Annotated in this window: 24 protein-coding genes and 4 pseudogenes; 9 read left to right on the forward strand and 19 right to left on the reverse strand. The window is 36.7% G+C overall.

Going from position 1 to position 20331, the window contains the following annotated elements:
- Window positions 1–58: 58 nt before the first annotated feature.
- From SB24_RS07050 to SB24_RS07070, 5 genes are all read right to left on the reverse strand, one after another.
- On the reverse strand, window positions 59–1405 hold the full coding sequence (locus SB24_RS07050) for an FAD-binding oxidoreductase (RefSeq protein WP_033575034.1): 1347 nt from the start codon (window positions 1403–1405) through the stop codon (window positions 59–61).
- 396 nt (window positions 1406–1801) lie between these two features.
- Window positions 1802–2122, reverse strand: coding sequence for a hypothetical protein (locus SB24_RS07055; protein ID WP_015416897.1), 321 nt, complete (start codon window positions 2120–2122; stop codon window positions 1802–1804).
- 235 nt (window positions 2123–2357) lie between these two features.
- On the reverse strand, window positions 2358–2543 hold the full coding sequence (locus tag SB24_RS07060) for a hypothetical protein (protein ID WP_031378630.1): 186 nt from the start codon (window positions 2541–2543) through the stop codon (window positions 2358–2360).
- A 162-nt stretch (window positions 2544–2705) separates the two neighbouring features.
- Window positions 2706–3071, reverse strand: coding sequence for a cupin domain-containing protein (locus SB24_RS07065; RefSeq protein ID WP_015416896.1), 366 nt, complete (start codon window positions 3069–3071; stop codon window positions 2706–2708).
- Window positions 3072–3106: 35 nt separating this feature from the next.
- Entirely contained in the window at window positions 3107–3583 is a 477-nt protein-coding gene (locus tag SB24_RS07070) for a DinB family protein (RefSeq protein WP_039252599.1), read from the reverse strand.
- Window positions 3584–3783: 200 nt separating this feature from the next.
- Between SB24_RS07070 and cotR the strand changes: the two genes are divergently transcribed.
- The 3 genes from cotR to SB24_RS07085 all read left to right on the forward strand — a co-directional run bounded on the left by cotR (window position 3784) and on the right by SB24_RS07085 (window position 5978).
- Window positions 3784–4749, forward strand: a complete 966-nt coding sequence (gene cotR / locus SB24_RS07075) for a sporulation hydrolase CotR (protein ID WP_039252602.1) — start codon at window positions 3784–3786, stop codon at window positions 4747–4749.
- 355 nt (window positions 4750–5104) lie between these two features.
- Window positions 5105–5422 (forward strand): PadR family transcriptional regulator, encoded by a 318-nt coding sequence (locus SB24_RS07080; protein WP_007409564.1) that lies wholly within the window; start codon window positions 5105–5107, stop codon window positions 5420–5422.
- Complete coding sequence (locus SB24_RS07085; protein WP_007409565.1) at window positions 5409–5978, forward strand: DUF2812 domain-containing protein; 570 nt, start codon at window positions 5409–5411, stop codon at window positions 5976–5978. Before SB24_RS07080 ends, SB24_RS07085 begins: the two co-directional genes overlap by 14 nt.
- A 107-nt stretch (window positions 5979–6085) precedes the next feature.
- On the opposite strand, the gene SB24_RS07090 is transcribed toward SB24_RS07085, so the two are convergent.
- A complete protein-coding gene (locus tag SB24_RS07090; RefSeq protein ID WP_039252611.1) occupies window positions 6086–6766 on the reverse strand; it encodes an aspartate/glutamate racemase family protein in 681 nt (226 codons plus the stop codon).
- Window positions 6767–7222: 456 nt separating this feature from the next.
- On the opposite strand from SB24_RS07090, the gene SB24_RS07095 reads away from it, so the two are divergent.
- Complete coding sequence (locus SB24_RS07095; RefSeq protein WP_015416890.1) at window positions 7223–7684, forward strand: CarD family transcriptional regulator; 462 nt, start codon at window positions 7223–7225, stop codon at window positions 7682–7684.
- Between the two features lie 644 nt (window positions 7685–8328).
- On the opposite strand, the gene cspC is transcribed toward SB24_RS07095, so the two are convergent.
- The 3 genes from cspC to SB24_RS07110 form a co-directional block, all read right to left on the reverse strand.
- Window positions 8329–8532, reverse strand: coding sequence for a cold shock protein CspC (gene cspC / locus SB24_RS07100; protein WP_003156143.1), 204 nt, complete (start codon window positions 8530–8532; stop codon window positions 8329–8331).
- Window positions 8533–8920: 388 nt separating this feature from the next.
- Window positions 8921–9046, reverse strand: coding sequence for a hypothetical protein (locus SB24_RS20490; protein WP_257787082.1), 126 nt, complete (start codon window positions 9044–9046; stop codon window positions 8921–8923).
- A 197-nt stretch (window positions 9047–9243) separates the two neighbouring features.
- Window positions 9244–9882, reverse strand: coding sequence for an NAD(P)-dependent oxidoreductase (locus SB24_RS07110; RefSeq protein ID WP_039252616.1), 639 nt, complete (start codon window positions 9880–9882; stop codon window positions 9244–9246).
- Window positions 9883–10067: 185 nt separating this feature from the next.
- On the opposite strand from SB24_RS07110, the gene SB24_RS07115 reads away from it, so the two are divergent.
- From SB24_RS07115 to SB24_RS07120, 3 genes are all read left to right on the forward strand, one after another.
- Entirely contained in the window at window positions 10068–10511 is a 444-nt protein-coding gene (locus SB24_RS07115; RefSeq protein ID WP_015416888.1) for an Rrf2 family transcriptional regulator, read from the forward strand.
- Between the two features lie 96 nt (window positions 10512–10607).
- Window positions 10608–10739, forward strand: a complete 132-nt coding sequence (locus tag SB24_RS20360) for an AAA family ATPase (protein ID WP_225562071.1) — start codon at window positions 10608–10610, stop codon at window positions 10737–10739.
- Window positions 10740–10859: 120 nt separating this feature from the next.
- Window positions 10860–11201: an MmcQ/YjbR family DNA-binding protein gene (locus SB24_RS07120; protein ID WP_039252619.1), complete on the forward strand. Its 342-nt coding sequence runs from the start codon at window positions 10860–10862 to the stop codon at window positions 11199–11201.
- Between the two features lie 264 nt (window positions 11202–11465).
- Here the strand turns inward: SB24_RS07120 and SB24_RS07125 are convergent, their stop codons facing one another.
- From SB24_RS07125 to SB24_RS07155, 9 genes and pseudogenes are all read right to left on the reverse strand, one after another.
- On the reverse strand, window positions 11466–11891 hold the full coding sequence (locus SB24_RS07125; RefSeq protein ID WP_003156152.1) for a MaoC family dehydratase: 426 nt from the start codon (window positions 11889–11891) through the stop codon (window positions 11466–11468).
- Window positions 11892–12016: 125 nt separating this feature from the next.
- Window positions 12017–12370 (reverse strand): annotated as a pseudogene (locus tag SB24_RS07130) (cystatin-like fold lipoprotein); the annotation flags it as partial.
- Between the two features lie 161 nt (window positions 12371–12531).
- Window positions 12532–12846 carry a MarR family winged helix-turn-helix transcriptional regulator gene (locus SB24_RS07135; protein ID WP_072588824.1) on the reverse strand — a complete coding sequence of 105 codons (315 nt, stop codon included), beginning with the start codon at window positions 12844–12846 and terminating at the stop codon, window positions 12532–12534.
- Window positions 12847–13185: 339 nt separating this feature from the next.
- Window positions 13186–14589 (reverse strand): MFS transporter, encoded by a 1404-nt coding sequence (locus tag SB24_RS07140; RefSeq protein ID WP_007409580.1) that lies wholly within the window; start codon window positions 14587–14589, stop codon window positions 13186–13188.
- 38 nt (window positions 14590–14627) lie between these two features.
- A pseudogene (locus SB24_RS20565) lies at window positions 14628–15036 on the reverse strand (BCCT family transporter); the annotation flags it as partial.
- 574 nt (window positions 15037–15610) lie between these two features.
- Window positions 15611–15823 (reverse strand): annotated as a pseudogene (locus SB24_RS20370) (cupin domain-containing protein); the annotation flags it as partial.
- A gap of 98 nt (window positions 15824–15921) precedes the next feature.
- A complete protein-coding gene (locus SB24_RS07150) occupies window positions 15922–16725 on the reverse strand; it encodes an alpha/beta fold hydrolase (RefSeq protein ID WP_031378633.1) in 804 nt (267 codons plus the stop codon).
- A 115-nt stretch (window positions 16726–16840) separates the two neighbouring features.
- Window positions 16841–16980, reverse strand: a pseudogene (locus SB24_RS19950) (IS1595 family transposase); the annotation flags it as partial.
- A gap of 352 nt (window positions 16981–17332) precedes the next feature.
- On the reverse strand, window positions 17333–17743 hold the full coding sequence (locus SB24_RS07155; protein WP_015416881.1) for an Lrp/AsnC family transcriptional regulator: 411 nt from the start codon (window positions 17741–17743) through the stop codon (window positions 17333–17335).
- Between the two features lie 182 nt (window positions 17744–17925).
- Between SB24_RS07155 and SB24_RS07160 the strand changes: the two genes are divergently transcribed.
- Both SB24_RS07160 and SB24_RS07165 read left to right on the forward strand, forming a co-directional pair.
- Complete coding sequence (locus tag SB24_RS07160) at window positions 17926–18687, forward strand: MBL fold metallo-hydrolase (protein ID WP_015416880.1); 762 nt, start codon at window positions 17926–17928, stop codon at window positions 18685–18687.
- Window positions 18688–18730: 43 nt separating this feature from the next.
- On the forward strand, window positions 18731–19144 hold the full coding sequence (locus tag SB24_RS07165) for an ester cyclase (RefSeq protein WP_015416879.1): 414 nt from the start codon (window positions 18731–18733) through the stop codon (window positions 19142–19144).
- Between the two features lie 189 nt (window positions 19145–19333).
- Here the strand turns inward: SB24_RS07165 and SB24_RS07170 are convergent, their stop codons facing one another.
- Window positions 19334–19858, reverse strand: coding sequence for an NAD(P)H-dependent oxidoreductase (locus SB24_RS07170; protein ID WP_015416878.1), 525 nt, complete (start codon window positions 19856–19858; stop codon window positions 19334–19336).
- Between the last annotated feature and the right edge of the window lie 473 nt (window positions 19859–20331).

Genomic DNA, 20331 nt, shown 5'->3' on the forward strand with positions numbered 1-20331 from the left:
ATGTTTAGAATGCAGATCAAAACGCAGCGTTTTTATTTTGTTTACCAAAACGATCAAACTATTTATACGATGGCGGGATGCTTTGCGGAAAACGGAATACATTTTCGGGATCGTATTTCGCCTTTATTCTTTGAAGCCTTGCAAAGTTTGAGCCATAATATGCTTTTCCGAAGTTCTCGATATTTTGATCCGGAACATTCACATATGAACCTGTTACATATGGTTTCATCAGCTGACGCACTCTTTCAACTGATGCAAGATTCGAAGCTTCTTGTGATTTATTTTTCCAACTGGCCGTCCATTCCGTATAAAACAACGGACGGCGCCAATAGAAGGCTGTTTCACTGCTTGGTACTCTGCTTATCGCGCCGCCCCAATTGATAAAAAAGAAATTGGTTTCTGTCCCAGTCGCTTTTTCTAAAAATTGTCTCATTACTGCAATAGGTTCTTCCGGCCAAAGATTGAGCGCCCACGCCGAGGAGAATTTAACACTCTGATCAGATCTGCCGGGAATCGGTTCGTCAGGATCTAAGAAATCTATACAATCCGGATAGTATAGTGTTTTGATTACTGTTTGTGCCGGCGTTCCGGCATTTAATAAAGGTTTTAATAATTGAACCAGCTCTGGTTTTGAACCGAGGAACAATCCTTCCGCATGGCACAAGCCATTTACTTTGCTGTAAATCTCAAGGTAGCATCCTAATCGTTCGTCTGTAAATGGCGCCCATTTTTGCCACGCTTTAAATACCGTTTCTAACTGTTCCCACGGCCAAATAATATTAAAGACGGTTGCGGTTTTAGGGGCACGGTGAACTTTGAATGTATATTGGGTGTTATATCCGAAATTGCCTCCCCCGCCGCCTCTGGAAGCCCACAGTAAATCTTCATTGCGGGAATGATTTGCTTGTATGATCCTGCCTTTGGCATCTACCATTTTCAGTGCGAGAAGGTTATCGCTTATCAGGCCGATCGATCGTGAAAGCACTCCAAATCCGCCTCCCATCGTGATTCCTCCGATTCCGACGGTTGGACTGTCTCCGAACGGGGCCATAAAACCTTCCCGAGCTAAACCTTTTACAAGCGGGCCGACGTGAATGCCGGTTTGAACGGTTGCTACCGCGTTTTTTTCATCTAAGAAAACTTTATTCATGTCACTCACATCAATAACAATTCCATCACTTACCGTGGAAAGATTTTTATCCAGAGCATGGCGGCCGCTTCTGACACGCATAGGTACATTCTTCTCACGAGCCCATTTAATAGCATTACTTACATCGTATGAATTTTGTGCAAAAACAAAGACAAGCGGACAGACATCAACATAAGGGTTCCAATTCTTAACCGCCTGTGTATAGCCGGGGTCCCCTTTGAAGATGACGCGTCCTGTTAACTGTGCTGATCCCATCTATTTCACTCCCAATAAGCATTTGATTCCGATACCAGTATATGTAGGAATGGGACAAATTCTTAGACAGATGTTCTGCAAACTTAAAAATAGATACATATACGCGAAGATGATATAAAAACAAAAAAAAGACAAGAGCGGCAAGCTGCCGAAACTCTTGTCTCTCCTGCCTTTTTTATCATGATAGGCACTTACATTTATTGGCGTGATATCCCGACCAAACTATGGAAGTCCATAGAAAATTATGTTTGCCCTGCCATGCATGGTTCTGCTGAGACACCGGCTGAGCAATCTTTCTGCTTGATCCCCCGACAAGAATCTTATTCTTTATCGTTTTTGCACCCCTGTATTGATTTTCTCAGTCAAAAATCTTATCTTTTACGTTATGAAAAGCTCTTATTTTTTCTTCTTGTGCTTACGTTTGCAATCCTGTTTTTTCTCTTTCTTATGACGTTTTTTACATTTCGCTTTTGCTGCTAATTTTGCCGCTTTTACCTTTGCTTCTGCCGTTGCTCTTGCTGCTTCTGCTGCTCTGGCTCTTGCTTCTTCCGCTCTTGCTATCGCCTCTTCCGCTCTGGCTCTCGCTTCTGCTTCTCTTGCTGCTTCTGCTCTTGCTTCGTCTTCCGCCATATCAAAATCATGGCCAAGGTCACAGGCTTCGTTGTATGGCTTTTTCTTCTGAACGTACTGTTGATCTTCACCTTCGTTATAATACATTACGCCACTCCTTCTCTCATCTTTTAATCTTTACATACTATGTAAAGAAATAACTGCAGCTTGGACTGGTATTTTGATGAACCGGCACATTTTAGGGCAATTTTGATTTATCGATACAACAGATTCTGGATGCCTGATGAAACTTGAATGATTTTTGACGATTATAATAAGCAGCGTAAAAAGGATGCTGCGCGCTGCAGCATCCTTCTGTACCAACTTTTTGTGTTTTTGACTTTTAGTTTGCTTGCTGTGTTTGTTTTACTGGTTCTTTGCTAAAAAGTCCGACAATGTTCCACAAGATAATTGCAGCAGCTATGATCAAACGAGCCGTACTGACTTCTTGGTTAGTAAACAATTTATAGCCATATACTGATCCCAATGCTGCTATGCAACAAATATTGAACCATTTACTCCAACGCAATTAGAAAACTCCTTATAAAATGATTACATTTCCAAACAATGTATTATAATATTAACACAATTTTTCAATATTTAACCTTAAATCATTCTTAATTGGTTTTCCTGATCATTTTCTCTAATCGTCATTCGATCTTTCGGATTTTTGATCGTTTTTTGTTACAGGCTAGACCCAGACATCATTTTCAGCTGTTTGATCAGTTATTTCCTGCCCGGTATTTACAACACCTTTAGGCTCTACAAGCAAAATGTTACACTCTGATTCTGCATAAGGTTTATGTTCAACATTTTTCGGAATGACAAACATTTCACCTTCATTTAATGTTACTTCTCCATCACGAAATTCAATGATCAAATTACCCTTAATGACAATGAAGACTTCATCTGTTTCGTCATGCTTATGCCAAACAAAATCCCCTTGTACTTTAACAAGTTTAAATTGATAATCATTCATTTCAGCGATTACTTTTGGAGACCATTGATCTTGGAACGCAGCTAATTTCTCTTGAAAATTAATCGGTTTATATTCCATTCTTTCCGCTTTCCTTGTAAAACTCTATCATTTAACTAGTCCCAAATTAAAGGCCTGTCCACTTCAGCAGTTCTGAGATAGTCTAAAAGCTGACCGGTATGTACGGACTCATGGTAAGCGATTCTTAATAACATGTCTCCTAGTTCGCGAATATATCCAACATCAGACCTGTCAATCTTTATATTTGTTAAATCTGCTTCGTTTAACGATTTGATGAATGTCAAAAACTCGGCCCGATACGGTTTTGCAAATTCTAATTCTTCGGTTACTGTGGTAAACGTTTTTGACTCATACGGGTTTTTAGATTCCTCTGAAGACTCATTCATTTGTTTTAGTAAAATGTGATGATAAAGAAATTCCGCTTCTAATACATGTCTTATCATTTCCTTACACGACATTGCTTCGGAATCCGGGCGCCAGTCCATTTTTTCCTCAGGTATAGCTGCCCATAACTTGATGCTTCGCCGTCTTACTTCTTCAAAATGTAAAACAATAAGGTCAATTGTATTCAAGTGTTTTCCCCCTTTTATTTTTAAATAATTCTCCTTCTTCCCGGAAAAAACCTCTTCAAATAAAAAACATATTCTTTCCCAACTCGCTGGATTGATAATCAAACCATTTTTAAGATAAGGAGATATTCATTCATCCATACAATAGACTCTGGTTGAACATATACTGAATGATAGTTTTCATCAGAAAGGAGACATCAGCTTTGGCAAAATATCGGATCATGACCTTTGACGGGGGCGGTACCTTAGGTGCTTTAAGTTTACAACTATTGAACAGACTGGCTGAAGAAAATCCAGCATTAATAAGCCGAACCCATGTATTTGCGGGAAATTCAATCGGTTCATTTACTGTCCTTGCATTAGCAAGCGGAAGATCTCCGAAGGAAACACTTCAGTATTTTGAGGATGAAATCCTGCCCGCATTCAGCACTTCCCGGCCGGGAGGACCTGTTTTCAATCAACAATTACCATATTCCGGTTTTATTAAAGCGGTACGAAACTTTTTCCCGCCAGGCCTTCGCCTTAAAGATCTAAGAAAACGAATTGTTGTCCCTTCATTCAAACTATACTCCCCAGCACTGGATCGTTGGACGCCCGTATTATTTCACAACTTTCCCGGCTCTCCCTATTTAAATGAGAAAGTGAGTGATGTCATACTGCGGAGCAGCGGTGCTCCCGCGACGCAGCGAGCCTATCAAAATTACGTGGACGGATATGTAGTGGCAACGAACCCCAGTACGGCCAGTATCGCGTTTGCGGTTGGTAAAGCCAACGTGCCATTGGATCAAATTGCGGCGCTATCCATCGGTACAGGTGAAGCCCCGACTCGGTTAAGGAGAGATACGAGGGGGTGGGGAATGGTAAGTGCGGATAACATACGTCCCGAAAATCTGAAGAACCTTCCTCCAAATTGGGGAGTCCTTTTGGACAGGTCGCCTAATGAACCATTACTGCCATTTCTTCAGATGATCTCCGGCGGAAATGGCTACTATGAATCCATGGTCAGCGCGAATCTGCTGGGAGATCGCTTTTTCCGGTTAGATCCGCGGATTCCTAACTTCTCCAAAACAGACCCTTCCGTGGTTCCCGCTGTCATTGAAATTGCGAACAAAACCAACTTACAGCCTGTGAATACATTTATAGAGAAAAACTGGAACGACAGCCACTAAGGAAATTCACATCTTAAAACAATGAACAAAAAATACCAAGGGACTCAAAACCCTTGGTATTATTAATGCGGCTGAGAGGGTTTGGACCTTCACGGGGTATTTATACGCTGGGCATTCGGTAAAGTGAAATCTTATTACCGCCCGGCATTTCAAACACTGAAGTTAAGCATTACAACCAACAATCGGGCCATTTAATTGAATAGGACTACTCAGAAGTCGCTTCCATTACGTAAGAAAAGCGACTTTTTAGATTTGATTTTCAAGTTCCTTTGACAAATTTTGAAAAGACCATTGACTATTCAGTTGAACTGTATTAAGTTTAACTATATAGTCAGACTGAATAGAGGATGAGGATATGAAACATAAATTATTACCGCTGTCTGAAACCATGCATTATATTTTATTAGCTCTGCGGGAGCCGCTTCATGGCTATGCTGCCATGCAGAAGATCGAAAAGATGAGTAACGGAACTGTTATTTTAGCAGCCGGCACATTATACGGCGCGATTGAAAACTTGAATAAGCATGGCTGGATTGAACCTGTCGGAGAATCGGGCCGGAGAAAAGTTTATATGATAACTGCGGAAGGAAGCGCCATTTTGAAAATGGAACAAAACAGATTACTTCATATTTTATCCCTGCACGAAGGAAGTGAATCGAATGAAGAAATGTAAGATGTTTTTTGATATTGAAAAAGAGGAGCAATGGCTGAACGAGCACCTACAAAAAGGCTATCACTGTACAAATATCAGCGGATTAGGAATATACACTTTCGAAAAAACCGACAAAAAATATGTAATGCGACTGGATTATCAAGATTATTTATCAAAGAAAAAGTTCAAAGACTACAAAGAGATCTATGAAGACTTCGGCTGGAGTTATATAAACAGCCCATGGCTTAGCGGAACTCGATATTGGCAAAAAGAAGATGATGATCAAAATGAAATCTTCTCGGATCGCCAATCAAAGAGTAATTATTATAAAAGACTAATGAGTTTTTCATCTTGTTTTGGTTTACTGTGCTTGTTTTATTCTTATTTGATTTACAAGGATTCAGGTTTGTATTTAACTGAAGGTCTGTGGAGTATGGAAAGCGCAATGTTTTGGAAAGCATTTTTATTTGAAACTCCATTTGCCCTTTTGAGGTCGCTTCCCGCCCTTATGGCTGTTCTATTTGGCTGCAGTTTCTATAAAGCGTATCGAAAGTATTCAATGTTAAAAGAACAATAACGCGGGGAAGTTACATTCAAAGAAGTAACTCGAGGATCATGTATTTGCCGAAGCCGGGCGCTTTAAAGGAAAAAAAGCGCCCTGAATTTGCTGATAAATCAGACGGCTTATTTTGTTAATAATACAAACTTATTTACAATGGCTTGAGCGAGACAAGCTGATGAATCAACAAAGGTAAGTTCGCTGCTTTTTTGATCCGTGACCGTATTTAAATCCGTACATGCAATGATAACCGTATCAACCTTTTCTGCTAAGTCACGGTGTAATTCATCATATAATGTAATAGCCTCATCGATTTGACCTTGTTTAATCTTTTCTATTATGTGATCGACATAGATTTGCCAACTATCTTGATGTAAAAAATCATAACCTTCTCTGTTTAACGCTTCTTGAAATATTCCAGATTGAACCGTAGGAACGGTGGCTAAAAGAGCTGCTTTTTTGGAGCCTTTAGGTATTTTTTTTATGGTTTCATCAACCATGTTTAGTAAAGGGACTGAAAGCGATTTTTTTATTTGGTTAAAATAAATATGTGCGGTATTACATGGGATGGCAATAAAATCAACACCCGTTTTTTCAAGCTTTAAAGCCCCCTCAATAATTGCCTTTTCCATGTCCGTATGATTGAGAGGTTTATTCATATAGAAAGGAGTCGGACAAGAATAAATCATCATATGAGGGAAATCCATGTCATGTATTGCTCCATATATTTTTTGACACTCGTCTACTACCTTATCTACAAATGGCCCAGTAGATTTTGGCCCCATTCCTGCCAGTATTCCAATCATAATTGTCCTCCTCTGTAAAAATGTGTACGAATACGATCACGATGAGTTATTCTTGTGTTTCGCATCTGAATCTGCTCTCATTTCTTTTTGGCTGTCTTCTCCTATTTTATCATTTCATTAATTGAATTATGGTTAAAAATCGGTGATTAAATTGTGCCCATATAGATTAGTAAACCTGTCATTGATGTCAAGGCATGGACTCCTAAAGGAGATTTAATAACTCATTTTCAACGAAAAACTGATCTCTGTTAATTAGTCGAGATTCCAAGATATACACGGACCAATTGAATTGATCTTTCCTTTTTTGGGAATCCCACAGGTTCCCTCTTGTTTTGATGTTGTTTTTTCAAAAAAGTTATTGACACCAATAAATGACCATGTTATCATTAAAAATTTGATATCTAACTCCATATATGATAACCTTAAGTTAAGTTCCCATATATGGAGGTGGATTATATGTTTCAAATTGGCGATAACATTGTTTATCCAATGCACGGAGCAGGTACAATTGAAGCCATAGAAGAAAAACAATTCTTAGAGGAAAAACAACAGTATTATGTCATAAGAATGTCAATAAGTAATATGACAGTTATGATTCCAACGCGTAAAATATTGAGTTCAAATATACGGCCAGTTACTGATATACGTGCATTAAAACACATTATACACATTTTTCAGCATGGAGAATCAGATAGGTTACTGCCGTGGAAGCAAAGGTATATAGTAAACACGAACAAAATAAAAACGGGTGAAATACAAGAAGGCGCTGAAGTTGTACGTGATTTAATGCGAATGAAGAAAGAAAAAGCACTTAATTCAAGCGAAAAAAAAATGTTGGATGATGCATATGAATTTTTGATTAGTGAACTGGAAGTCATTAAAGGAATCACTGAAAAACAAATAAAAAGTTTCTGCTAAGGTTAATTTTAAATAATGTTTTGCATTCCAAAAAGCACCCGCGAGTTTTCGGAATATTACGATTGAAATATTTCAAAGACGCTTAACTTCTTCAACTTACTTTTAGAACATTAACCTCTTTTATTATTCCTACAATCTAATCTGTTTTTATTATTAAAAATTTCTTCAACGAACATTTGATGTTTTATCAAAAAACTCGATGAAATAGTCACTTGATTTTTGTAATCCTGATTCACACTGGCACGGACAAGGAGCCGTAAGGATGGAAGAGAGGCAGGGCTTTCATTGTTTTAGGTCTTAAGTGATTATTTCCGGAAGAAAAAACAACCACTCCCCTCTACATCTGCTTCCACAGTGAATAGCAGTTGTTTATCTTCTTTTCATAAAAGAGATATGCGAATTGTAACAAAGAATAACATACAGTTATATTGAGAACATAAAAACAATCATTTATATATATTCCACATATCGTCAATCCAATATGTTATACTGTAAACAATCCTTTGAGGTTTTAAACCTTTTTCTTACCTTGTAGCAACTGTCCCTACTCGAACGTTGAGTAGGGTTTTTTTATTCAGTATGATACAGAGAACATAAAAAAACAAGCCCTATATAAAGAGCCTGTTTGTATAAACGATTGAAGATTAAGCAGTTTTTTGAACGTTAGCAGCTTGAGCTCCGCGAGCACCTTGCTCAACGTCAAACGTTACTTTTTGACCTTCGTCTAAAGATTTGAATCCGTCACTTTGGATTGCAGAAAAGTGTACGAATACATCGTCTCCATTTTCACGTTCGATAAATCCAAAACCTTTTTCTGCATTAAACCATTTCACTGTACCTTGTTCCATTTTTGTTGCCTCCTAGTGTGTTACACATTGTATTACTATCCTTGCCCAAAGTATCATCAAGACGAAAAGTCGATATTCATACTATCCTTTACACGAACAAAAATAATTCTCCTTTATCATAGCACGAAACGGAAATAACTGCAAATTAATATTATGTTTCATTCAGGGTTTTATTTGTTAAACGTGCGGCAGGTTTTTTTAGTGAGAACCTTCATTTGTAATTTAGAAGTTTGGACGGACCCCTTACCGTACTTAATAATAAATATCGTGTTGATAGATGTATTTTAAAAAAGCCCACTCACGAAAACGAGTGGGTTTACAAAAGCTCTAACTAACCCACAAAGGTTTTAGTCAGAGCTATTTATACGTATTTTTTTGGTCCAACTCACTAAGCACCTACTCTGTCATCAGCAACATGAAAAGGAGCTTTGATAACAGGGACATTATTTGTTAAAACCACTCCTGCGATGCTGCCCAATAAAATGACTGTAAACAAAGTCAGGCTGATCTTCATTAATAATCTCCCCTTTTTTATTTTTCCGTCCCGTTTTAATCTCAGTCGATAATACTCATTGGAACGTGATAAATCCCCTTTTTCATAAAAATAATCCGCTTCTCTGTTTGCAAAGTTTTCAATGTCTCCGTACATTCTTAGAAGGAAGATACCATTAGCGATGACACTAATGGCACCCTTTGTTTCTACTCAATCACTTATTCAGCTTCTCCAACAACTGTAAAGCGTTCATTTATATGTTTTGGATTTTCAATTTCATCCAATACTGCAATTGCATAGTCTGCATAGCTGATATAACTTTCGCCTTTCGAATTCACAAGAAGATGATCTTTTCCTGACTGATAAAATCCAGTTCTTTTCCCGTCTGGGTCAAATACCGCTGAAGGACTGATAAATGTCCAGTTCATATCAGAAGTTTCTTTTAGTTCTTGCAAGTTACGACCTTGCCCTTTAGCTGTCGGGATAAAAATCTCCGGGAAATCAGGTGTATCCATTACACTGACAGTTTTATTTTCGTCTACATAAAGACTCCCTGCTCCACCTACAATTACGGCTCTTGTACCCGTTCCTTTTAATGCCCTAATTAATGCCCGGCCAGCATCTACATGTACCTGTTCTTCTCCTAATGGAGCACCGAAGGCATTAACTGCTACATCTAACTTTTTTAGATCATCCGATGTAAGATCAATTATATTTTTTTCAATGATTGCAATCTTTTCCTCTTTAAGTTTTGCAGCATCTCTTACAATTGCAGTTACTTCATGTCCCCTGCTTACCGCTTCTTTCAAGATAAGACTTCCAGCTTTTCCGGTTGCACCAATGATTCCAATTTTCAATTTAAAGTCCTCCTAATCATTCAAAATTTTAAATGTAACCATATCGATTACATGTAATAAGTTTAGTTACACCTTATTTATTTGTCAACTTGTTAATTGAGCATATTAGAGTAAAAGAACTTGTAATTCATTCAGTTACAAGTGTACTATAAAGAGTGTAAAGTAATGAGGATGGTGAAGAAATCATGTCTATTAGCAGCCGTTTTGCTGTAGGAATTCATATATTGGCTCTTATTGAAATAAATGAAGACGGAATTAGCACTTCTGAATTTTTAGCTGGAAGTGTAAATACAAATCCCGCCTTCATAAGAAAAATTATGGGGATGCTGAAAAAAGCAGGTTTAGTAAATGTTCGGCCAGGTATTGCAGGAGCTGAATTAGCGAAGGATTTAACTGAAATCAACTTACTTGATGTTTATAGAGCAGTTAATGTTGTTCAAGATAAAGAATTGTTTAGTATACATGAAAATCCCAATCCTCAATGTCCTGTAGGCCGGAACATTCAAAGTACAATTGGTCCAATATTTGAAATCGCCCAATGTGCCTTGGAAAAAGCTCTTGGGCATATCACAATTGAGGATGTGGTAAAGGATATTATTGAAAAAGAAAAATTGACCAATAATTGTTAAATGATTTCACAGAAAATCTTTTATCAGACTGGGGATAAGAAAAATCAATAAAACAAAAATGGACTGGGTCATATTGAATCCAGCCCCGAATTGATATTGATTTTAGATTTAGATTACGGTAAGGGATATAAATATGCTCATGATAAAGAGAAAAAATTAACGACAATGCACACGATGCCAGATTCTTTAATAGGGCGTGAGTATTACTATCCAACAACTCAAGGTTGAGAAGCTAAGTTCAAACAAAGACTTGAGGAAATCTCGGATTGGTATAAAAGAAACCGCAAATCTTAGTTTGAACGAATATGTTCTGTATATAAAAATAATGGGGTATGGAGTGAATTGATAATGAATTATGATGAAATAAAAGATTACTGCCTAACCTTTCCAAACTCTTATGAAGACCACCCTTTTGGAGATGGTTGGACTGCAATTCGGCACAAAGGGAATAAGAAAATATTTGCACTTATCTTCACTCGCGACGAACACTTATGTGTCAACCTTAAATGCGAACCTGAAAGGGCTGATTTTCTGCGTGGTCTTTTTGAAGAAATCAAGCCCGGATACCATATGAACAAGGAGCATTGGAATACGCTTACCTTAGATGAGGGACTCCCAGAGCACCAAATCCATGACATGGTAAAGTACAGCTTTGAACTGACAAAACCAAAAAGTAAAAAGAAAACATAACATCGAAGGATAGAACGCTCATTATAGATATTCACCCGGCGCAATGATACAGAGGAATATGCAAAAAACCTCAAGGCAGCAATTTTTAAATTCGTATTTACGAGATGATTTTTTCGTTATTGTGAGCCCTTTGTTTCTCGACATAGGTTGAACAAATAAAAAAAGAGCAGACTCAAAGTCCACTTTATTAATTAAGATGATTGCTCAATTCATGCAGACACCTATAAAAAATGAAAGGTGACGATGATATGCCGCAAAGGTCATTTAGCGTTTAATTAATACTGATAACTCACCTTCAAACACTTTTTCCTCTTTCTGATTATAGGTAGATAACAATACAGTAAGTATCCCCGTCTGGCTTTTATTTGGTTTTTTATCAATAACCTTAACAATAGTGTTCAGTTTATCATTAGGGTAAACGGGTGCTAGGAATTTTATATTATTCATTCCTGTCCCAGCAATAATATCGTCTTCATGACACCCTTCTTCAATCCAAAGCTTAAAAGTAATAGATAACGTTTGTATTCCAGAAGCAATAATTCCATTAAACCTGCCCATTTTTGCTTTTTCTTCATTTAAATGCATGTACTGTGGGTCATACACTTCTGCAAAATTCATTATATTCTCTTTTGTTAATTCAAAAGATTTAGTTTGAAAAACCTGCCCGATGGTAAATTCATCCAACTTCATAAATAAATCTCCTTGAATCTAAACTTTATTATTAAATCTACGTAGCATTTTAACATACTGGCTCTCACACAACAACTTAACGGTAAAACAATTGTTCCCCTATCAGGAATGAACAAGCACATTGTTTTTGTTTCCTTGCCTTTAACCTCTTTATAATCAGGCGTTTTCTTATAAAGACCAAGGCGGTCGCCATCACCATCACCCGGCATATGTGCCATTTCCTCATAAGAATCTCCAAGCTTCTCATAATAAGAATAAGCAGTCAGCCTACGAGAACTTTCTTCCGGCTGATAAAACGCAAGTTGAATATATTTCCCGTCATCATATACACGAATTATGGCGTTATCTCTTTTGTGCTCATCTGAATCTGCTCGCATTTCTTTTCTGACTTTCTTCTCCTGCTTCATCACTTCATTAATTGCATTATCATATTTACTACCGCCGCACGCAGTCAGCTGAAGGATGAAGGTGACTGACAAATCATACGACCTACTATAAGTAAGTGGACAGTAACAGATGAATTTTTATAAACAAAAAATACCAAGGGTGTCAAAACCCTTGGTATCATTGATGCGGCCGAGAGGCACTTGAACCTCCACGGGTTATTCACCCGCTGGGCCCGCCATCTATATTCATAAAACTATTGCTCAGTTGTCAGCATGTTAAGTAAATTACGAATTTCCTTGTTATAACTTTTAATTTCTTCTTCATTACAACCGGTTTTATCAAATACTGCATTAGGTATCATTGTGACTTTTTCTTTAAACTCATTCCCTTCAGTTGTTAACGTAATAATTACACTTCGTTCATCCTCTTTTGAACGCTCTCTTATAATAAGACCTCGCTCCTCAAGTCGTTTTAAAACTGGAGTTAATGTTCCGGAGTCTAGATATAATTCTTCGCCTAAACCTTTAACAGATATTTTTTCCTTCTCCCATAAAACAAGAAGAACCAAGTACTGTGATTAGCGTACAAGTTCTCGTTTTCTGCTTTGGACCCCATATAGAAAATAAAAAGCCAGCTCTCCTTCGGGAGAAGAACTGGCATAACAAAGCTTCTTGCTTCTTATTTTGCTGTATTGCTCGGACCTTTTAATTTCTCTTCGTTCTTGCGTCAACGTTTTATTATTAGGACACAACCAATAAAATAATGACGATCGAGAATAACAACGCTGCTTTTGCAAAGCAGTAAGCCCTCCAGAATATAAAAGAGCTGCAGTCATTGCTGCTCGGATAATCCCAGCTTATTCTGAGTCTGTATGTCGAGTAGCCGGTCAATTAAATGGATGTTTTTTTCATTCCTTTTCTGTTTGTTCCATTTTCCACCACAGTGAATCTTTTGGATTTTCAACAGCTTCTTGAAACTCAGCTTTAGAAGCAACTGTTGGGTAAGAACCTTTTAAAGATTTACCTGAAGTATCTTTAAATAAGGTTAACACAACTATTAAGCCAATTAAACTAACTGCTAATAAATAGAAACCCGGCGCCAAATTGTTTCTTGTCACATGGGTTAACCAAGAAGCAACTAAAGGTGTTGTTCCACCAAAAATAGAAACTGATAAGTTGAATGTCCAGGATAACGTACGATATCTAATGTCAGTATGGAACAACGTAGGTAAAGATCCTGGCATAGTACCTTCGTATACAGATAATACAATACCTAACATTAAAAGTCCTATAAATAAGAATGTTATATTCCCCATATTAAGAAATTGAAAAGAGATAATCGAAAATACAATTCCTAATACTAATCCAATTGTTATAACTTTTTTATTTCCTAATTTATCTCCCAATTTACCAAAAGTTAAAGCGAACGGTACCATAATAATCAATACAATTGCTGTAACCGGTGTACTTATATTATCACTTATACCAAGGTTCTCATCCAAATAAGAAGGCATATAACCTAACAATAGGTAATTGGTTATATTGAAAAACGCCACAAATACGATACATAAAAAGATATCTTTTTTATATGTTTTAATGACTTCTAATAAACCTGGTTGTTGTTCTTGGCTTTCAGAGATGTCATTTTCAAAAATTGGTGATTCATCTAAATGACTTCTCAAATATAAACCAAATAATCCTATTGGAATACTTAAGAAGAAAGGAATTCTCCATCCCCAACTATTCATTTGAACATCAGATAAAGTCCAGAAAAGTACTGTAACTAAAACAGAAGCTACTATATAACCAGATAATGTGCCGATTTCTAAACCGCTGCCTAACCTTATACGCTTATTATCTGGAGAAGATTCTGCGATATATACCATTGCACCAGCGTACTCTCCACCCACAGAAAAACCTTGCAGAATACGAGCTAAGAGTAATAATATAGGGGCCCATACACCAATCTGTTCATAGGTAGGAAGCACACCAATTATTAAAGTAGATAAAGCCATCATTAAAATAGTAATTGTTAATACTATTTTCCGACCAAATTTATCACCCATTTTACCAAAAATAATTCCGCCTACCGGTCTAAGTAAGAAGGCAATTGCAAATGTAGCAAAAGTAAATATTAACTTTAATTCATCGTTTTGAACTGGACTGAAAAAGTTTTTACTAATAATAACTGCCAAATAAGAATATAAAGCAAAATCAAACCATTCCATCGCGTTTCCTATCCCTGTAGCAAACACGCTTTTCTTCGCTTTTTGAATGTCTACAACGTTAATTTTTTTCTTGTTAAACTTCATTTAATAATATCGACTCCTTGATTATCAAATCCACATTATACAAGCGCATAAACGGTCCAAGCATGCAGTCCCAGAATGTATAGCGTAATGCTTCTCTAAAAGTCCGGGGGTTTCTGTTTCACCTGATGGAGAGCTAACGGCATAGTGGATGATTGGTTCAACTGTACCTTAAAAGACTAGACTAATATCCATATCAGCGCCAAATAACATTGTAAACCAGGAAAGAAGGATGAAATTCAGTTTTTTCGCTGGTTTCCTTAACTTATTTTTGCCGATTGGACTAAAAATAATACAAAAAGCAACAAAAAGAGAAACATCCAACAGATAATATCAGGCAAAGCGGTTAGTGATATATCCTTGGGCTGTGGTTGGTATTTTCTGCAGACTATTTGGAGAAATGATTCCCCTTAATAAAGCTCTATTGTGAATATTATCACAATCGAACAAAAACTTTTATTTCTTCAAAGTATCCTAAACCTTTATTTTAGTTCTTCCATTACGTCTTCCAATATGTTTATTATAAGATTGAGGTCGTTCCTAAGAATTATTTACTGATCCTATCTTTATTACCCCACAATCAGGTGAAACAAAACACTATAAACGTACCATATCTTTTTAAAATCTGACAAGCTCAACAGGGTGATAGAAACCCGGCTAAAGCCCAGCTAGTCAATGGATAGAAGAAATTTTTTTGTTTTTCCCAAGGAATAACCGTCTGCGTTTAATCCAGCCCAATCAGAAAGAAAAAGAGCAGGAGTAATCCTGCTCTTTCATTCAAAACTTTAATTTGTATGAAGAATGTCGTATACCTTTTCGACTTTCTTTACCTATTAATCAGTATGCAGACTACAACAGAAATAAGTAGCACCGGGTATGAAATAATGGATGCATTTAAACAGGCCAATCACCGACAATTGAATTTATTGCATGATACCTAACAAAATTATTTTTTAAATCCAGCTGGAAATAAAGAAACATTTCTTAGGTAATGGTTTTATTTTTGATCTACTATTTCTTACAGCTAAATCCAGATATCATTTTCAGCTGTTTGATCAGTTATTTCTTGCCCGGTATTCACAACACCTTTAGGTTCTGCAAACAAAATTTCACACTCTGATTCTGCATAAGGTTTATGTTCAACATTTTTCGGAATGACAAACATTTCACCTTCATTTAATTTTACTTCTCCATCATGAAATTCAATGATTAAATTATCCCCAATGACAATAAAGACTAATAATTACTAAAATTTTAACAAATCCCAATATTCATTATCTCAATTATTGTTTAACTAACTGGTAATTGTAACAGTAAATTCATATTTATGAAAAGTTATACCATCCGAAAATTTTCCGACTCAAGTCTGTTTAACCAGTTATGAACCAATGAATTAAATACATCGGTTTGTTCGATTTGCAGGTTGTGACCAGCCATATCAAGTACTGCAAAAGTTGCCCTTGGGTAATCTTCTATTAGTCGCCACGCATCATGGTATCCGACTACATTGTCCTGACGCCCTGTGATAATTAGCGTGGGATACTCAAGTTTAGATGAAATATCGAAGGTAAACCCATATCCATTTTGACGAATGTTGTTTATGAATTCATAATTTGTTTGTTTAGAAGGAAGTAAAATTTCATCTCGAAACCTCTCCCATTCAGTTTTACCTTGCACAATCGCCATAGAGCAAAATTCATCCGCCTCCTCTGAAGACAAATGTGATATCAAGTCGCTGTCTCTTTTTAGAACAGTCTTCTGCGGTACTACCCTTTCATCGAATTCCGGTATAGTTAATGGTGCCATCAGCAGTAATCCACGAACTGTTTCTTGACGTGAACGAACGATACCTCTGGCAATGTACCCTCCATATGAATTACCACACACAATAAACTGTTGACCAGGAATAATCTCGTCCAAAAGACGCAATATTGCTTCTAAAATATCATCCGAGTTCTGAATAGACGGTTGCGGCTCAGAATGTCCCATACCCGGTAAGTCTATGTATATTCTCTTCCAACCGCTTCGTTTCTCGAATAACGGTTCCATTGCATGTAACATCACCTGATGGTCAAGTGTCCAACCATGCAGCATAACGATCGGATATCCCTCTCCAATTACTTTATGGTAAATCGACATGTATTTGTTTCCCCTTCCCTGTAATCCTAATGTTTCGATATGAACATTTAATCCTTTCATACATTTATCACAATTTTAACAAAATTTTAACTGACCTTGGTAAGTTGAACAAAGATTAAACATTGAATTTTGACAATCGCAAACTGTCATATGTGTCCGTCATATCAAAAGAATCTCTTTTATGTGTTGTTTAGTGCTTTCGTTACGGCGACTATTGACAAATAAGAACCAAGCAAAGTATTGTCCAGATACTTTGAGTATTTTGATCACTTTGAACTTTAGGTAAGTGGGCAGTAGATCATTTAAAAATAAGCACAAAAAAATACCAAGGCTCTCTCTATTACCCTTGGTATCATTGATACGGCCGAGAGGACTTGAACCTCCACGGGTTATTCACCCGCTGGGCCATCAATAAAGTGAAGCTGTGTTTTCTGTTACAAAAACCTTTATATATCAGTGTTTATTTATTTTGATTATGATGTATCACAATGATTTATTCATATTGTGGAGTAAAAATGGAGTAGTTTTTTTCGTCACCAGAAAAATACATGACATGTCTCGGGTTCCATGTTCATTAGAATAACCAACGATTTTTAAATGAGTCTTTCTATTTGCTAATAACAATTGATAATTTATAATTTACATGCTTGTTTAATTCCACTAGAAATTGATCTAGCAACTCGTTAGATTGAAATCGGCATTCAAGAAGGTAACAACCATCCCCACTAATTTTATAATTATTGATTACGTATCTCTCTTGGGTTTTTATAAATGAAAGATATGGCTTATGATGGGTGCTTTTTGTATAGATATTAAGCAAAGCATGTATATAACATCCTAGTTTTACTTGATTCACTTTAATTGTATACCCCTCAATTACACCATTATCCTCCAATTTGACAACTCTCGCAGCAGCTGCCTGCCCTGTTAAGTGAACTTTTTCACCTAATTCTTTCATTGTAATACGGCTATTTTTAGACAGCTCTTCTAATATCTGCATATCTGTATGATCTAACATGAGCTCAGATCCTTTCAAAGTAAATTGACACATTATGTACAGCGATAATAATCAGTTCATACAAAACAAAATATACACTTTCAAAAATCAAGTCAAGCGACAGAACGACTTGATTTGTTCTATGTATTTATTCAGCAGCTGTATGTAAACTATACTCATATCAAAGAAAAGGAGTGTTACACATGAATATTCAACAAATTCGTAATGCCACACTTGTTGTCGAATACGCAGGCAAAAAGTTTTTAATAGATCCTATGTTAGCTGAGAAAGGTGCATACCCTCCATTCCCAAATGCACCACGACAAGATCAAAATAACCCTTTGGTTGAATTGCCAACATCTGTTGACAATATTATTAAAGATGTTGATGCTGTTATTGTTACTCATCTTCATTATGACCATTGGGATGAGGCTGCAAAAGAGGTATTGCCAAAAGATATCAAGCTGTTCTCCCAGAATGAAGAAGATGCAACAGAAATACGAAATGCCGGATTCAAAAATGTAGAGGTTTTAACAAAAGATACAGTTTTTGAAGGTATTCAATTGATTAAAACAAAAGGCGAACACGGAAGAGGAGAAATTTTAAAACTTGCAGGTCTTGTTTGCGGTGTTGTCTTCAAACACCAAAGCGAGAAAACGTTATATATAGCCGGAGATACAGTATGGTATGTTGCCGTTCAGGAAGAAATTGATACACATCAACCAGAAATCATTGTCGTAAATGGCGGAGATAATCAATTCTACGAAGGCGGTTCTCTCATCATGGGTAAAGAAGATATCTATGAAACGTATAAGGCTGCTCCAAAAGCAAAAATTATTGTAAGCCACATGGAAGCTGTAAATCATTGGGGATTATCAAAAGAAGAACTAAAATCCTTTATTAATGAAAAAGAAATCACTTCTGATGTTTTAGTGCCTGAAGATGGCGAATCATATTCATTTTAGATCTAACAGATAAAATGAAGTTTTAACTAGGGAGGGAGCTTTCATGATGTCTGTTGAAAACAATAAAGAATTAGTGCGTCGTTACTTTGAAACGATTGAACAAGAAAAATACGATGCCTTAAAAGACTTTTGCCATAAAGATTTCGTATTCTATCCACAAGTAGATACACCGTATCCAGGCGTAGAGGGTTTAATTGAATCAGAAAAGAAAAACTTCGATGCTTTCCCAGATTTCAAAATGCCAATTAAAGCAATGGCAGCTGAAGGCGACCTTGTTGCAGCATATTTTATTTTTGAAGGCAGGCATACAGGTATTCCATTTGCTGGAGTCCCTGCAACAGGAAAAAGCGTTAAATTCTCTCTTATGATGTTGTTACGTATTGTTGACGGTAAAATTATTGAACATAGATCTCATGTGGATGTGCATGATATTCTCCGTCAGCTTGGCGTTAATTAACAGTAAAAAGTTGAAATAGTGAGAGACCAGGTGAATAGCTTGGTCTCTTTTTTTTATAATTAAGTCCTCGCTCTATGCCCTCCTGCATTCAGTCGATGTAACTTTGAAATAAAGTTTAATTAACATCTATCACAAATCCTTATTTTCACAACACATCATTTATTTCAGCCTTCCCTCGCGAATACCGGATCAATGCTCAGCTTTAAGATAGTTAACCAATTTCTCCGCACTGTTCTTAACATCTTCTTTTGAAAGGTGAAGTGTCCCATATTGTGTAAAGGCAGGAAGAAAACGCATTCCTATATAGTTAGCAGTGACTTGAAACGGTCTGATAAGCTCGCTGATCGTGATATTATATTCTCCGCCTGCTTGATAATCAGATTCCTGTGCGCCTAAGGAGATAGCTAAGAGCAGTTCTTTTCCATGCAATTTAGTACCTCCAGTTCCATAAGCCCAGCCATGTGTTAACACATCATCTTCCCATTGTTTGAGTAACGCGGGACTGCTGTACCAATACATTGGGAACTGAAAAACGATACGCTCATGATCTAACAGGAGCTGCTGCTCTTTTTCTACATCAATGATAAAATTAGGGTATTCACCGTACAGGTCATGAACCGTAATGTCATTCTCTTGCTTTAAACGATTCATCCAGGTTTTGTTGACAACAGACGTTTCCAAATTAGGGTGTATAACGATAACTAATGTTTTCATTTGACTGTTATCCTTTCTTCGCCGATTAGTTATTATTGCTTTTGTGATAAGGATTTGATTCTAATTTTAAAATTACAACTTATTTACACCTATTTTATCCTTTTTCATGAATTCAGGGCAACTATTGGACACCGATTACATTTATAGCCAAAAAAAGGCTTAACCTTTTAAAAAAGATTAAGCCTTTTCAGTACCCTTATGCCCCTACACTATTATCTCGTGTCTAAATTCTAATAGCTGATCATATAACAAGGTCTTCCATGCTTAGCAATACTTTCTCTGCTTTTGCAAATTGGAGTTTGAGGCATTAGTAACTACCTATAATGATGAAAATATTTGTGCGATGTCTACTGCAGATGACTTACTTTAGGTAAGTGGGCAGTTTGTGGGCAGTAGATCATTTAAAAATAAGCACAAAAAAATACCAAGGATCTCTATAATCCTTGGTATCATTGATGCGGCCGAGAGGACTT

The sequence above is a fragment of the Bacillus sp. Pc3 genome (genome assembly GCF_000815145.1).
GTDB lineage: Bacteria > Bacillota > Bacilli > Bacillales > Bacillaceae > Bacillus > Bacillus velezensis.